The organism is Mesorhizobium sp. M1428 (genome assembly GCF_040317515.1).
Lineage (GTDB): Bacteria > Pseudomonadota > Alphaproteobacteria > Rhizobiales > Rhizobiaceae > Mesorhizobium.
Window position 1 is genome coordinate 336,128 of record NZ_JAMYKT010000003.1, and the last position, 14,908, is coordinate 351,035.

Consider the following 14,908-nt stretch of genomic DNA (forward strand, 5'->3'; position numbering starts at 1 on the left):
CAGGTCAGGAAGCTTGGGCGTCGCCGCCTGTGTCGCTGTCCTGCCTGTCGCGGCAGTTAGGATCTCTCATCGAAATCCAACCCGGGATTTGGTGTTCGATCCGGCTACGCCCGTCGTGGCCGTGAAAAAAAGCGGGCGGCGAACCGCCCGCGTAGATTTAGCGAACCACGTAAGGCAGCAAGCCGAGGAAGCGGGCGCGCTTGATCGCCTTGGCGAGTTCGCGCTGCTTCTTCTGGCTGACGGCGGTGATGCGCGATGGCACGATCTTGCCGCGCTCCGAAATGTAGCGCTGCAGAAGCCGCACGTCCTTGTAGTCGATCTTCGGCGCATTGGCGCCGGAGAATGGGCAAGTCTTCCGGCGACGATGGAAGGGGCGCCGGGTTGGGATCTGATTGATGTCGACCATTATTCTGCGGCTCCTTCAAAGCCTTCGCGCGGACGGCGCGGGCCACGATCGGCACCGCCATCGCCGAAGCTGCGCGGCGGACGATCACCACGGTCCCCGCGATCGCGGTCACCGAATGAGCGCGGGCCACGATCGCCACGGTCGCGATCGCCGAAGCCGCCGCGTTCCGAGCGCTCTTCGCGCTTCTGCATCATTGCCGACGGACCTTCCTCATGCGCATCGACCTTGATGGTCAGGAAACGCAGTACGTCCTCGGACAGGCCCATCTGGCGCTCCATTTCATTGAGCGCGGCCGGCGGGCAGGTGATGTCCATGAGTGTATAATATGCCTTCCGGTTCTTGTTGACCCGGTAGGTGAGGGACTTCAGTCCCCAGTTCTCGACCCGGCCGACGGACCCGCCATTCGCGGTGATGACGCCCTTGTACTGTTCGACAAGCGCATCGACCTGCTGCTGCGAGAGGTCCTGCCGGGCAAGAAACACATGTTCGTATAGAGCCATAGTGTTCGTGCCTTTCTTCGTTTCTCTCCCGGTTCCCGGCGGCAAAAGCCTCTGCAACTTCTCTGACCCGCAATCCTTGCGAAGGCGGGGAAGAAAGGAGCATGACGAGACGGTCGAGAGCGGAGACACGGGAGGCGGAAGCGCTTCTGGCTTCACGCGAAGGTTTAGAAAAACCTCCGGCCCTCCGTTCAGCCCCCAGCAAGGACCGGCAGATTGCGAGCGTCTATACAGGAATTTGACCGCAAAGCAAGGCCAAACCACGGAGCAAACGGCCCTACCGTCCAGAGCGCCACGGGCCTCGAGGCAAGGTTTTACGGATTTTTTGAAACCGGCCCTTAACCACCATGCGAAGTTCCAGCACCGGCGGGCGTGGCGGCAACCCGTCGTTCATCATGCGGATGCAAAACCAAACGGTCTGCGCGAGGTCGGCAGCAAGGCGGTTTGGGGATAAAAATGCTTTTCGACAAATTCTGCCGTTCGAAGAGCGGCAACTTTGCCCTGATGCTGGCGTTCGGGCTGCCTGCGGTTCTGACCGCCGTCGCCTTTGCCGTGGACGTGTCCACCTTGATGAGGGCCAAGGTCAGCTTGCAGAACGCGCTCGATGCCGCGAACCTTGCATCTTCGCATCTCGGCGACATCGAGGCCTCGCGCAAGGACGTCTTCGACCGCTACTTCCAGACCAATGTCGCCGGTCACAGCGAGTTGAGGAACGCCGAAGCAACGCTTACCGTGGAAAGGGGCCTCAATTACATCCAGACAAAGGCTGTCGCTACCGCAGACGTCAATTTGAACTTCGCCTTCCTGTTCGGCAACGACAAGCGCATCACCGTCGATGCAGGCGCCGTCGAATCGACCAATCAGCTCGAAGTCGTGCTGGTGCTCGACAATACCGGGTCGATGGCCAGCAACGATCGTATCGGCGCATTGCGGACGGCGGCGACGGCCCTGATCGATATGCTCGAAGCGGCGAAGTCGCCGACGCGCAGCGTACGTGTCGCGGTGGTGCCGTTCGTCACCGCGGTCAACGTCAAGGGCGAGGACTACGATCCGGCCTGGATCGACATGGCCGGCAAATCGCCGAACAATGGCGCCAATTTCCCCTTGGTCGGCGGCAAGCGCGTCAACCATATGGACCTGTTCAAGCAATTGGGCGTCGAATGGAGAGGCTGCGTCGAAGCGCGGCCCGGAACCAACAATGTTTCCGACATTTCGCCCGACCAAAACAAACCGGACACCCTGTTTGTACCCTATTTCGCGCCGGACGATCCAGGTAACGCTAAAAATCCAAACAGCTCCTACGGCAATTCAGCGACCGGCTACAACAATTCCTATCTCGACGATACCGTTATCTCCCTGCTTCCCGGCCTCACCGGCGACATGGCGAAGTACAGTTTTTCGACGATGAAACTGATCAACGACAAGAGAGGCCCGCTGACTATCGGCCCAAACCGGGCCTGCCCGACGCCGATAGTGCCGCTGACCGACGATTTCGACAAGTTGCGTAAGGCCGTCGGTGAGATGATCGAATGGAACGGTTCGGGGACCAATGTTTCGGAAGGCTTGTCATGGGGGATGCGGGTGCTCTCGCCGGAACCGCCTTACAGCGACGGCGCGCCTTTCAGGGCGTCAGGCACGACCAAAACGGTGCTGCTGCTCACAGACGGCGAGAATGTTGTCTATGGCGCGAAGGATACGCCACAGAAGTCGGACTATGGCTCTTACGGATTCCTGGCCTCGGGTCGGTTTGGATCCAGCGACCAGACCGCGGCTGCGCGCAATGTCGACGATTGGACAACCAATGTATGCAACACGTTGAAGAAGCAGGACGTGCAGATCTTCACAGTGCTGCTGCAGGCCGACACCGCAGCCAACCGCAAGCTCTACGAGGCCTGCGCATCGTCGCCGTCGGACTATTACCCGACCAACGACGTCAGTCAGCTCGAAAGCGTCTTCTTGAAGATCGGAAGCTCGATTTCGCAACTGCACTTGACGAACTGAACGACGTCGGCCGCTCTCCCGCCGCCACTGCTCAACTCGTGTGTGCAGCCACTTTGCCTGTTGTTTCAGGGAAAAAATCGGGCGCCGCATGGCGCTTGCCGAACATCATGTCGTATTGCAGCAGACGGAAGTCGCGGATCGCCGGATCGATCTCTTTCTGACGCGACCAATCGGGGGTGGCGTCGCCCCCCGGTGCCAAAAGCAAATTGCGATCGATAACGCGGTAGCGATCCCGCAACTGGCCGAGGAAGCCGGTGTAATAGGGATGACTGATGCCGGCCGTCTTGAGGATATGGTAGGGCAGAAAGGCCGGGCTGACGGCGCCTAGATCCTCGGCCGGGCCGCCGCGGTTCGACCAGACGATCAACGGCGTCTGGTGGTGCAGCAGCATCTGGTCGGCCGCCTCCTTGCGCGGCGCGACATTGTCCTTCAGGAAGCCGGTCTCGACGTAGACCGGCCCAAGCGGCGGCAGATGGTCGCCGAAGAAGGCAATGACGGTCGGCCGCTCGCGTTTCTTCGCCCATTCGATCAGCCGCTCGAGGCCGCGGTCCGCGTCGGAAGAGCCTTCGGCATAGCTCAACAGCGATTCACGCGCCCATTGGCTGATCGGCGCCTGCACCTTGTGGGTCGGATTGTTATAGCGATACGGCTCATATGGTCCGTGGTTCTGCAGGCTGACGGCGAAAAAGAAGACCGGCTCGGCGCTGGTATCGGCCTCGTGGATGATCTCGTCCGTCATAGCTGCGTCCGACGCGAGCGGTCCGCGTTTTTGCATGGGCGGCAACGTTTCCTCGGACTTGAAGTCGTTGAAGCCGAAATCGGCATAGACGGCTCCCCGGTTCCAGAACCAGTTGGTTCCGGGATGGATGGCACGCGCGCGGTAGCCCTGACTTTTCAGGAAGGTCGCCAGCGAGGGGGTCGGTGTCCGCACATATTGCTGGTAGGGAATGCTGCCCGCCGGCAGGAAGGCGTTGGAAAAGCCGGTCAGGGCCTCGAACTCGATGTTGGCCGTCATGCCGCCGAATTCGGGCGAGAACATGTAGCCCGTGCGCAGTGCCCGCACATTGGGGATAGGGTCGGGTGTGATGGTGACGCCGGGCAGCTTGGTCGGATCCCAAAAGGATTCGCTCATGACGACGATGATGTCGGGCTTCTCGGCGGGTACCGAGGCCGTTACCTGCGGTTTGCCTATCGCTTCGATCGCCTTGTCGGAATAGCCGGGCGGCGCCGAGACGTGGGCCATCGGGACGTTCAACGCGAAGGCGAGCGCAAAACCGTTTGAGGCATAGTTTTCCTTCTGGTCCCACATGATCGGGATGATCTGCAGCCGGTCGCGCGTCCACGAGAAAGTGGCATAGTCCATGATGGAGACGAAGAAGGCGATCAGCGGCACCGTCAGCGTCAGCCGGGCAAGGCGGCCCTTGTGGCTGAGTGCCGGGACCCGGCGGCGCCATAGCCGCCAGCCATAGACGAGCAGCGACAGCCCGCCGACGATGCCGATCGCCAGGGCAATGGCGGTTCCCGGGCGATCGCGTACCAGGAGCGGCATCAGTGCCACGATCTGCCGGGAATAGAGGAAATCGGTCGGATAGAGCGGATCGCCGAGATAGAGCGACTTCTGGTGGCCGACGAACGCCAGCGACAATGTCAGCGGCGCGACGATCATCAGGCTCTGATGGCTGCGGCCGAGCACGGCGTCGAGGCCGATGAGGATCAGAGCAAAAATGATGATCGTGGTCCAGCCGGGTTTGAAAGGCTGGAGAAAGAAATCAACGGTGCCGGCAAAGTTGCCGCGCACGATCAGTTCGATGGCAAACACCAGGATGGCCGCAGCCAGCAAGCTGATAAGCCCATAGCGGATGACAGGCCATTTGCGCGCCGGCAGATAGCCGGTCGACGGATCGCCTTCAAGAAACTGGGGCGCCGCCTCGGCTGCGCTCTGCTTGGTCTTTGCCACTTCAATAGTTCCCCGGCCCGCAACAAAAGCGTCACTCGATTGTCATCGAACTGTCACGCAAAGCTTAGCGCCTGCGGCGGAAATAAGAAGAGCCAGCAAACAAATCGTGAGCGGTTTTCATCATGAGTGATCGCCAAAAAGCCTGCCGAAACAGGCACTCGGCCGACATTGCGCGGTCAAGGTTGGGCTTGACTTGGCCGCACGCCTTGCGTCACAGGCAACGAGAACCAGCAGCTGGGAGCCGACTATGGCCATCGCATTCACCTTTCCGGGGCAGGGCAGCCAGGCTGTCGGCATGGGCAAGGACCTCGCCGATACTTTTGTGGAATCACGGCGGATCTTCGAGGAAGTCGACGACGCGCTCGGCGAAAAACTATCGCAGCTGATCTGGGAAGGCCCGGAAGAGATGCTGACGCTGACCGCCAATGCCCAGCCGGCGCTGATGGCGGTGTCACTTGCCGCAGTCCGGGCGCTGGAGGCGCGTGGCTTCTCGCTGAACGGCGAGGTCACCTATGTCGCCGGCCACTCGCTCGGTGAATATTCGGCACTTGCGGCCGCTGGTTTCGTTTCGGTCGCCGACGCCGCCCGGCTGTTGCGTATCCGCGGCAATGCCATGCAGGCGGCTGTACCGGCCGGCGAGGGCGCCATGGCGGCGATCATCGGGCTCGAACAGGCCGACGTCGAGGCCGCTTGCGCAGAGGCCGCCCAAGGCGCCGCCAAAGATCCCGCGCAAGCCTTGGTTTGCCAGATCGCCAATGACAATGGCGGCGGCCAGCTGGTGATCTCCGGTGCCAGGCCGGCGGTCGAACTGGCGGCGAAGCTATGCACGGAGAAGGGCGCCAAGCGGGCGCTGATGCTGCAGGTCTCGGCGCCCTTCCATTCGGCATTGATGAAGCCTGCGGCCGAGATCATGCGGGAGGCGCTGGCCGCCGTGACGAAGAGTGCGCCGGTCGTGCCGCTGGTCTCCAATGTTACGGTGACCCCGACGAGCGATCCCGACGAGATTGCCCGCCGCCTCGTCGAACAGGTGGTCGGGCGCGTGCGCTGGCGCGAAACGGTGGAGTGGTTCGGCAGCAACGGCGTCGGCACACTTTACGAAGTGGGCGCCGGCAAGGTGTTGTCGGGGCTGGCGCGCCGCATCAACCGCGATATTGCCACCGCTGCCATCGGATCCGCGGCGGATGTCGAGGCGGCGCTGGCGAAACTTGCATAATCAACTGGCGATTTGACACCGCTCCATGCGAAGGGTGTTCGCTCAGATCAGGAGGCAAGAATGTTCGAATTGACCGGCCGCAAGGCGCTCGTCACCGGCGCATCGGGGGGCATCGGCGAGGCGATCGCCCGCGTGCTGCATGCCCAGGGCGCCATAGTCGGCCTGCACGGCACACGTATCGAGAAACTGGAAGCGCTGGCCGCCGAACTGGGCGACCGGGTCAAGCTTTTCCCGGCCGATCTTTCCAATCGCGACGACGTCAAGGCGCTCGGCCAGAAGGCGGAGGCCGATCTCGAAGGCGTCGACATCCTCGTCAACAATGCCGGCATCACCAAGGACGGGTTGTTCGTACGCATGTCTGATGCCGACTGGGATAGCGTGCTCGAGGTCAACCTGACCGCCGTGTTCCGGCTGACCCGCGAGCTTACCCATCCGATGATGCGACGCCGCCATGGCCGCATCATCAACATCACCTCAGTGGTTGGCGTCACCGGCAATCCCGGCCAGACCAATTACTGCGCCTCCAAAGCCGGTATGATCGGCTTTTCCAAGTCGCTGGCGCAGGAGATCGCCACCCGCAATATCACCGTCAACTGCGTCGCCCCGGGCTTCATCGAATCGGCGATGACCGCCAAGCTCAACGACAAGCAGAAAGAGGCGATCATGGCGGCGATCCCGACCCGGCGCATGGGCACGGGCGCCGAAGTCGCCTCTGCCGTCGCCTACCTCGCTTCCAATGAGGCAGCCTACGTCACCGGCCAGACCATTCATGTCAATGGCGGCATGGCCATGATCTAACACTTGGGAAAACGCTTCATTCCATCTTGGATGCACGGGATTTTTCGTGTAATGCCGCCCGCAACCCGGCGGTTCGGGCAAAAACCGGTCCTGTTCCGCTGCGTTTCCGGAAGGACCATCTTTCAGCTTGATTAGCGGCATTCTGCCCGCTAACGAAGACAGACAACCAAAAGACGAGGATGCCCAAATGAGTGACACCGCAGAGCGCGTCAAGAAGATCGTCATCGAGCACCTTGGCGTCGATGCCGACAAGGTGACGGAGCAGGCGAGCTTCATCGATGATCTGGGCGCGGACAGCCTCGACACGGTCGAACTTGTCATGGCGTTCGAAGAAGAGTTCGGTGTCGAAATCCCGGACGACGCCGCCGAGACCATCCTGACTGTTGGCGATGCGGTGAAATACATCGACAAGGCCTCCGCCTGACGCTATTTGCAGTCATCACCGGGGAGGACCTGCGATGAGGCGTGTCGTCGTCACGGGCCTTGGGCTGCTTTCGCCGTTCGGCATGGGCTTCGAGCACAGCTGGAAGGAGCTTCTGACCGGCCGCAGCGCAGCCAAGCGCATCACCGAATTCGAGGTGGAAGACCTTGCCTGCAAGGTCGCCCACGTCATTCCGCGCGGTGACGGCTCCAATGCCACTTTCAATCCTGAAGCCGTTCTCGAGCCGAAGGAACTGCGCAAGATCGGCGACTTCATCCTGTACGGGATCGCGGCCGCCGACGAGGCACTCAAGGATTCCGGCTGGCAGCCGAAGACGCATGAGGAACAGTGCGCCACTGGCGTGCTGATCGGTTCGGGCATCGGCGGCATCGAAGGCATCGCCGAGAATGCGATGATCCTCAAGGAACGCGGTCCGCGCCGCATCAGCCCGTTCTTCATTCCCGGCCAGATCATCAACCTCGTCTCCGGTCAGGTCTCGATCCGGCATGGGCTGAAAGGCCCCAACCATGCCGTCGTCACCGCTTGCTCGACCGGTGCGCATGCCATCGGCGATGCCGCCCGGCTGATCATCTGGGGCGATGCCGACGTTATGGTCGCGGGCGGCGCCGAAGCGCCGGTGACGAGGCTCTCGATCGCCGGATTCGCCGCTTGCCGCGCGCTCTCCACCGAGCGCAACGACGCGCCGCAAACGGCCTCACGCCCCTATGATCGCGATCGCGACGGCTTCGTCATGGGAGAGGGCGCCGGTGTTGTCGTGCTCGAGGAACTCGAACACGCCAAGGCCCGCGGCGCCAAGATCTATGCCGAGGTCACCGGCTACGGTCTGACCGGTGACGCCTATCACATCACCGCGCCTGCCGAGGATGGCGACGGCGCTTTCCGTTGCATGACCGCGGCGCTGAACCGGGCGAAGCTGACGCCGGCCGATGTCGACTACATCAACGCGCACGGCACCTCGACCATGGCCGATACGATCGAACTCGGCGCCGTCGAGCGGCTGGTCGGCAACGCCGCCTCGAAGATATCGATGTCGTCGACCAAATCGTCGATTGGCCACCTGCTGGGCGCGGCTGGTGCTGCCGAGGCGATCTTTTCGATCCTCGCCATTCGCGACAACATCGCGCCGGCGACCATCAATCTCGACAATCCGGAGCGCGAAACGGCGATCGACCTGGTGCCGCACAAGCCGCGAGCCCGGCAGATCGACGTGGCGCTGTCCAACTCCTTCGGCTTCGGTGGCACCAACGCCTCGCTCGTCTTCCAGCGCTACAATGGCTGACCGCTCTGCCGGTTTCCGTCTGCCGTCAATTTTGCCATATTCGCCCCTACTCTGCCCGAGGGGATTCGTCGCAAGATCAATTGGTAGGGCGCTATGAACACTAATCCGGCCGATAACGGGGAATTCGGGCAACGGGCGGCAACGCCCGGCCCGATCGTGCCGAAGACGGCCAGCGAGGCGTTGCGGCCCGAGGCCGGCACGCCGCCGCCGAAGCGCTCGCGTGCCTCGCGCAGCCAGTTCGTCGTGTTCATGAACTTCGTCATCTCTTCGGTGATGCTGATGGTCCTGGCGGCAGGCGTTGCGCTGTATTTCGGCAAGCAGGAGTTCAACGAGCCTGGCCCGTCGGCCAATGGCGACACTTTCCTGGTCAAGCCGAATAGCGGCGTCCAGGAGATCGCCGACCAGCTTGAGCGGCGAGGGCTGATCAGCGACGCCCGTATTTTCCGCCTTGGCGTACGCGCCTTCGGCAATGATTCCGCCCTGAAGGCCGGCGAATACGAGATCAAGCCGCAGGCGTCGATGCACGATATCATGGAACTGCTGAAGAGCGGCAAGTCGGTGATGTATTCGCTGACTATCCCCGAGGGGCTGACGGTCGCGCAGGCGCTGCAACGAATCGCGGAGCAGGACGCGCTGACCGGCGATATGCCGTCGACCACTCCACCTGAGGGCAGCCTCGCCACCGACACGTTGCGTTTCACCCGCGGCGCAACACGCCAGCAGATGGTCGACAAGCTTCTGGCCGACCAGAAGAAGCTGGTCGACGAAGTCTGGCAGCGCCGAGCACCGGATCTGCCGATCGCCAACATTGAGGATTTTGTCACACTGGCCTCGATCGTCGAGAAGGAGACCGGCAAGGGCGATGAACGCTCGCGCGTAGCCGCCGTCTTCCTCAACCGGCTGGCCAAGGGTATGCGGCTGCAGTCGGATCCAACCATCATCTACGGCCTGTTCGGCGGCAAGGGCAAACCCATCGACCGCCCGATCTATCAGTCGGACATCCAGAAGCCGACGCCCTACAACACCTATCTGATCAACGGCTTACCGCCGACGCCGATCGCCAATCCCGGCCGTGCGGCGCTGGAGGCCGTCGCCAATCCGTCGAAGACCAGCGATCTCTACTTCGTCGCAGATGGCAGCGGCGGGCACGTCTTTGCCTCGACGCTCGATGAGCATAACGAGAATGTCGCTCGCTACCGAGCACTGCTGAAAAAGCAGGCGCAAGACGCCGCCAAGGCCGGGGCAACCAACACCGGGGCCGACACGCCGGCGGGAGCCATCGTTGACGATGCGGGCGCCACCGCCGCCCAGTAGGGCCGGACGCCATCAGGTTGGCCCTGTGCATGTCCGGGTGGATGTGCAAGGGCTGCTATGGCATTGAAATTCACGTGATCCTGTCCGGAGAAATCGCTCCGGCTTGAAGGGCATTCGGCAAAGGGACGCACGGCTACATGAACTTGCAGAGCATGACCGGTTTTGCGCGCAGTGTCGCCGAACACGACGGCACTTCGATTGCCTGGGAAGCCAAGTCCGTCAACGGCAAAAGCGTCGAGGTCAGGCTGCGGCTGCCGCAAGGTTTCGACCGGCTGGAGCCGGCCGTCCGGCAGACGGTACAAAAGCGTTTTGCGCGCGGCAATTTCCAGATGACGCTGACCATTGGCCGCGCCGCCGGCGCGCAAGTGCAACCCGTGGTCAACGAGGCTTTCTTGAAGGATCTGGCGGGGTTGGCCAAGCGGCTGCAGGAGCAGTTTGGAGTAGCCCCTCCGGGGGCCGACGGGCTGCTTGCGCTGCGCGGCGTCCTCGACATTCCCGAAACCATCGAAACCGAAGAGGCGCGCAGTGCGCTTGATACCGCGATACTGTCGGCGCTGGAAGCTGCATTGAGCGGGCTGCAGCAGGCGCGCCAGGGCGAAGGTGCCGCGCTTCGTTCCCTGCTGTCCGGCCATATCGATGCCATCGAGGCGCTGACGCTGCGGGCCGAGGCCGATCCATCACGCGAGCCGGCCACGATCCGCGAAAGGCTCGCCGAGCAGATCCGCCTGTTGATGGACGCGTCTGCCAACCTGGATGCCAGCCGGCTGCATATGGAAGCGGCGTTCCTGGCCACCAAGGCCGACATACGCGAGGAAATCGACCGGCTGAAGACGCACGTGGTGTCGGGGCGGGCGCTGCTCGCCGGCGGTGGCGCCATCGGCCGCAAGCTCGATTTCCTGGCACAGGAATTCAACCGCGAATCGAATACGCTGTGTTCCAAGTCGAATGCCGCTGCGGTCACCGCCATCGGGCTGGAACTGAAGGCGGTCGTCGACCAGTTTCGCGAACAGGTCCAGAATCTGGAATGATCCCGATGCCAAGCCACATGACTGCCAAGCCCCATGACCACTAGGGATGTGGGTTCCCGCATTCGGCGCCGCGGGCTGATGCTGGTCTTGTCGTCGCCGTCAGGCGCTGGCAAGTCGACGATTGCGCGCAACCTGCTGGAGAGCGATTCCAGCCTCGAATTGTCGGTCTCGGTCACCACGCGGCCACGCCGCGGCAGTGAGATCGAGGGCGTCCATTATCACTTCCGCACCATGCGCGAGTTCGAGCGGCTGCGCGATTCGGACGCGCTGCTCGAATGGGCCGAGGTGCACGGCAATTGCTACGCGACGCCGCGCGAGCCGGCTGAACAGGCGCTGGCCGAAGGCCGCGACATGCTGTTCGACATCGACTGGCAAGGCGCCCAGCAGCTCAAGGAGAAGATGCGCGCCGATATCGTCTCGATCTTCATCCTGCCGCCATCGATGAAGGAATTGAAGGCGCGGCTGAAGCGTCGCGCCGAGGACCAGGAAGCGGTGATCGAGACGCGGCTCAAGAACGCCCGCAACGAGATCGAGCACTGGAAGGAATATGATTTCGTCATCGTCAACGACGATCTCGACCGCGCTTTCGCCGAGGTGCGCGGCATCGTCACGGCCGAACGGCTCAGACGCGATCGCCGGCCGGGCCTGTTCGATTTCGTCTCGGGGCTGCTCGACGAAAAGACGGATTGATCAAGGCGCTGTCCCCGCGACCAGGATCAGATTGCGGCTGAGCGCGGCGTCGCGCAGTTCCAGTGCCGCGGCATATTCTGGGGAGCGGTACCAACGCCGCGCCGTGTCCATGTCGGGGAATTCCACGATGATCAGCGGCCCGGGAGACCAGTCGCCTTCCAACATTTCCACCTCGCCGCCGCGTACCAGATAGCGCCCGCCATGCTGGGCGATGGAGGCAGCCGCGCGGGCGCGATAGGCTTCGATAGCCTCTGCGTCACGGATTGTGACGTCGGAAATGACATAGGCGGCCACTGTTTGTCTCCGGGCAGGGTCTGTCCGGCTATCTATGCCATGAGTGCGGAAATTCCACGCGGACGCTTCCCGGCATCACACCGCATTCGTCAGCCGCACGAATTCCTCGACGCTGAGCGTCTCCGCACGCCTGGTCGGATCGATGCCGGCGCGGGTGAGCAGCGCCTCGCCGCCGAGGCTTTTCACGCTCTGCCGCAGCATTTTCCGGCGCTGGCCGAATGCCGCTTCGGTGACGCGGCTGAGCCGTTTCACCTCTGCCGGCAAGGGGTTGGCGCGCGGCACCAGATGCACCACCGAGGACGTCACCTTGGGTGGCGGCGTGAACGCCTGCGGCGGTACGTCGAAGGCAATCCTCGCCTCCGTCCGCCAGCTTGCCAGCACGCCGAGCCGGCCATAGGCCTCGCTGCCGGGGCTGGCTGCAATGCGTTCGGCAACCTCGCGCTGGAACATCAGCGTCATCGATGCGTAGAAAGGCGGCCACTCGGTGACGGTCAGCCAGCGGATCAGCAATTCGGTACCGATATTGTAAGGCAGGTTGGCAACGATTTTCGCCGACCCGCCGCTTCCCGGCACTCCTTTGGCAAGCGCTGCAAAATCAGTTTTCAGCGCATCGCCGGCTACGATCTCGAGCCGACCCGGATAGTGGTTCGCGATCTCGGCCAAAGCCGCCAGGCAACGCTCGTCGCGCTCGATCGCGACGACTCGCCGGGCGCCGTTGAGGAGCAGGGCTCGAGTCAGCCCGCCCGGGCCGGGACCGACCTCGATAACCGTAACATGGGAAAGGTCACCGGCGGCTCGCGCAATCTTGCTTGTCAGGTTAAGGTCGAGCAGAAAATTCTGGCCGAGCGCCTTTTTCGCCTGCAGCCCGTGGCGCTCGATCACCTCGCGCAGTGGCGGCAGGCCGTCTATGGTCATCGGACTGGGCTCATCGGGCTGGGCTCATCGGGTTAAGGCCATCGAATTGGGCTCATTGGGCTCAGGGGCCTACGGCCTTTTCCCGGCATCGGCAAGCAGGCGAGCGAGTTTCAGCGCCGCAATCAGGCTGTCGGCACGGGCGATGCCCTTGCCGGCAATGTCGAAGGCGGTGCCGTGGTCGGGCGAGGTGCGGACGAAGGGCAGGCCGAGCGTGACGTTGACTGCCTCGTCAAACGCCAGCGTCTTGGCCGGGATCAGCGCCTGGTCGTGATACATGCAGAGCGCCACGTCGTAGCCGGCGCGGGCGCGAGCGTGAAACAGCGTGTCGGCCGGCAATGGCCCGAAGGCGTCGATCCCTTCCTGCCTCAGCCGATCGATCGCCGGGCGCACGATCCGCTCGTCTTCGGTGCCCATCGCGCCGCCTTCGCCGGCATGCGGGTTGAGGCCAGCAATGGCGAGCCGCGGCTTGGCAATTCCGAACCGGTTTGCAAGGTCGGCGGCGGTGATGCGGCCGGTGGCGACGATCAGGTCGGTCGTCAGCGCCTTCGGCACCTCGGCCAGTGCGATGTGGATGGTGACCGGCACGGTGCGCAAGTCCGGACCGGCAAGCAGCATCACAGGCGTCGCTTCGGTGCCGGTGTGAAGCGATGCCAGATGCGCCAGATATTCGGTGTGGCCGGGAAAGCGAAAGCCGGCATCGTAGAGCGGCTTTTTGGCAATGGGGCAGGTGACGACCGCGGCAGCCCGGCCGGCCAGGCAGTCGGCAACGGCGCGGTCGATCGCCTCGATGATGCCCGCAGCGTTGGCTGGATCCGGGCGGCCGGGACTGTCGACGAAACGGGCAGCAAGCGCCACCACCGGCAGCGCGCGCGAAAACACCCCCGGCGCTTGCGCCGGCGTCGTCTCGACAATCGCGATATCGGTGCCGCGCCTGTGCGCCCGCGCGGCAATCAGTGCCGGATCGGCAAGGAGATAAAAAGACGGAACGCCAGCGCTATCGCGGGCCCGCCAAGCAGCGATGGCGATTTCCGGCCCTACGCCGGACGGATCGCCGACGCTCAACGCCAGCGGAAGCTCTGCATCAGGCACGGCGATCGCGACTTCAGCGCTCGATTATGCGGGCTTTCTTCCGCAACTCCTCGACATATTTCTTCGAGAGCTCGTCGGCGTTCTTGTCGCTCGAATCTTCACTCTGGAACACCATCTGCGCGGCTTTGTCGTCTGACACTTCGCGCGACGAGCAGATGCCGATGAATTCGACACCGCGGTCGGTTTCGCGGGTCGTGGTGGCGCCGCCGACCTTTGTAGCCTTTATCTGCTCGGCCCAGTCCGCCGGCAATTGCGGCGCCAACACCCGGCCGAGATCGCGAACAGTGACATCGATCAGGCCCTTGGCGAATTCGCGCGTGGTGTTGCAGCCGTTGAAGCGGGCGCGCATGGCGTCGGCTTCGCGTTTGCGCTTGGCCAGCGTAGCGCTTCGCTCGGCGGCCGGCACCACGAAGATGACCTGCTGCAACATGTACTCTGTGGCGCTCGGTTTGCTACCGCCTTTTTCGAGCATGCGCTTGACGAGGTCCTGCTCGCCCATTGCGCCGCCGCCGTCGCTAGAACGGTGACGCGCGGTCAGCGCCTGGTTCCAGGCCATCTGCGCCCGGATAAAGTCCTTGAAATGCTCCTTGGTGACGCCGGATTGCGCCATCGCGCCGTCAAGCTGCTTGAGCGGCATCTTGTTGCTGGTAGCGAAACGCTGATAAGCGGCATCGACCTGCGCGTCGCTGATGCGGATGCCGAGCCGCCGGGCTTCGGCCAGACGCAGCGTCTGATCGATCATTTCCTGGCCGGCATCGCCCTTTCTGTGCTGCAGGCGCAGGAAAGCGGCCCGATGCTGGATGTCGCCGGTGGTGATCGGTATGTTGTTGACGACGTATTTGATCTCGGTGGCGAAAACTGGCTGCGTCACTGCGGTGGTCGAGAACGCCACCAGCAGCGCGAACCCTGCTGAAAAGAGGTATTTCCTCATCGAAAGCATCCCAATTCCATCCCGATTCGGCCCAACCTATCCCAGTTCAGGCCG

General features: G+C 63.0%; 15 protein-coding genes. 8 read left to right on the top strand and 7 right to left on the bottom strand.

The features are described from left to right. Positions 1–157: 157 nt before the first annotated feature. Both rpsR and rpsF read right to left on the bottom strand, forming a co-directional pair. Entirely contained in the window at positions 158–406 is a 249-nt protein-coding gene (rpsR, locus tag NKG60_RS06820) for a 30S ribosomal protein S18 (RefSeq protein ID WP_006203718.1), read from the bottom strand. Continuing rightward, positions 406–906 carry a 30S ribosomal protein S6 gene (gene rpsF / locus NKG60_RS06825; protein ID WP_292663863.1) on the bottom strand — a complete coding sequence of 167 codons (501 nt, stop codon included), beginning with the start codon at positions 904–906 and terminating at the stop codon, positions 406–408. Before rpsF ends, rpsR begins: the two co-directional genes overlap by 1 nt. A 453-nt stretch (positions 907–1,359) precedes the next feature. On the opposite strand from rpsF, the gene NKG60_RS06830 reads away from it, so the two are divergent. Next, positions 1,360–2,904, top strand: coding sequence for a pilus assembly protein TadG-related protein (locus NKG60_RS06830; RefSeq protein WP_352974609.1), 1,545 nt, complete (start codon positions 1,360–1,362; stop codon positions 2,902–2,904). Between the two features lie 31 nt (positions 2,905–2,935). Here the strand turns inward: NKG60_RS06830 and NKG60_RS06835 are convergent, their stop codons facing one another. After that, entirely contained in the window at positions 2,936–4,861 is a 1,926-nt protein-coding gene (locus NKG60_RS06835; RefSeq protein ID WP_352862628.1) for an LTA synthase family protein, read from the bottom strand. A gap of 247 nt (positions 4,862–5,108) precedes the next feature. Here NKG60_RS06835 and fabD point away from each other — a divergent pair, with 247 nt between their 5' ends. The 7 genes from fabD to gmk all read left to right on the top strand — a co-directional run bounded on the left by fabD (position 5,109) and on the right by gmk (position 11,625). Beyond that, the gene (gene fabD, locus NKG60_RS06840) at positions 5,109–6,074 is read left to right on the top strand and encodes an ACP S-malonyltransferase (protein WP_352862627.1); all 966 of its coding nucleotides are present in this window, start codon (positions 5,109–5,111) and stop codon (positions 6,072–6,074) included. A 60-nt stretch (positions 6,075–6,134) separates the two neighbouring features. Next, positions 6,135–6,872: a 3-oxoacyl-[acyl-carrier-protein] reductase gene (fabG, locus tag NKG60_RS06845; RefSeq protein ID WP_352862626.1), complete on the top strand. Its 738-nt coding sequence runs from the start codon at positions 6,135–6,137 to the stop codon at positions 6,870–6,872. 187 nt (positions 6,873–7,059) lie between these two features. Continuing rightward, complete coding sequence (locus NKG60_RS06850) at positions 7,060–7,296, top strand: acyl carrier protein (protein ID WP_006203723.1); 237 nt, start codon at positions 7,060–7,062, stop codon at positions 7,294–7,296. A 34-nt stretch (positions 7,297–7,330) separates the two neighbouring features. Continuing rightward, positions 7,331–8,593, top strand: coding sequence for a beta-ketoacyl-ACP synthase II (fabF, locus tag NKG60_RS06855; RefSeq protein ID WP_352862625.1), 1,263 nt, complete (start codon positions 7,331–7,333; stop codon positions 8,591–8,593). A 93-nt stretch (positions 8,594–8,686) separates the two neighbouring features. Then, positions 8,687–9,907, top strand: coding sequence for an endolytic transglycosylase MltG (gene mltG, locus NKG60_RS06860; protein WP_352862624.1), 1,221 nt, complete (start codon positions 8,687–8,689; stop codon positions 9,905–9,907). A gap of 137 nt (positions 9,908–10,044) precedes the next feature. After that, on the top strand, positions 10,045–10,935 hold the full coding sequence (locus NKG60_RS06865; protein ID WP_352667225.1) for a YicC/YloC family endoribonuclease: 891 nt from the start codon (positions 10,045–10,047) through the stop codon (positions 10,933–10,935). A 33-nt stretch (positions 10,936–10,968) separates the two neighbouring features. Then, complete coding sequence (gene gmk / locus NKG60_RS06870; protein WP_023719822.1) at positions 10,969–11,625, top strand: guanylate kinase; 657 nt, start codon at positions 10,969–10,971, stop codon at positions 11,623–11,625. Here the strand turns inward: gmk and NKG60_RS06875 are convergent, their stop codons facing one another. From NKG60_RS06875 to NKG60_RS06890, 4 genes are all read right to left on the bottom strand, one after another. Further along, a complete protein-coding gene (locus tag NKG60_RS06875; protein ID WP_352667223.1) occupies positions 11,626–11,919 on the bottom strand; it encodes a DUF1330 domain-containing protein in 294 nt (97 codons plus the stop codon). It lies immediately after the preceding gene. A gap of 75 nt (positions 11,920–11,994) precedes the next feature. After that, positions 11,995–12,834, bottom strand: coding sequence for a 16S rRNA (adenine(1518)-N(6)/adenine(1519)-N(6))-dimethyltransferase RsmA (rsmA, locus tag NKG60_RS06880; protein WP_352862623.1), 840 nt, complete (start codon positions 12,832–12,834; stop codon positions 11,995–11,997). 69 nt (positions 12,835–12,903) lie between these two features. Further along, positions 12,904–13,923, bottom strand: a complete 1,020-nt coding sequence (pdxA, locus tag NKG60_RS06885) for a 4-hydroxythreonine-4-phosphate dehydrogenase PdxA (RefSeq protein ID WP_352862622.1) — start codon at positions 13,921–13,923, stop codon at positions 12,904–12,906. A gap of 13 nt (positions 13,924–13,936) precedes the next feature. Further along, positions 13,937–14,863, bottom strand: coding sequence for a peptidylprolyl isomerase (locus NKG60_RS06890; protein ID WP_352667215.1), 927 nt, complete (start codon positions 14,861–14,863; stop codon positions 13,937–13,939). Between the last annotated feature and the right edge of the window lie 45 nt (positions 14,864–14,908).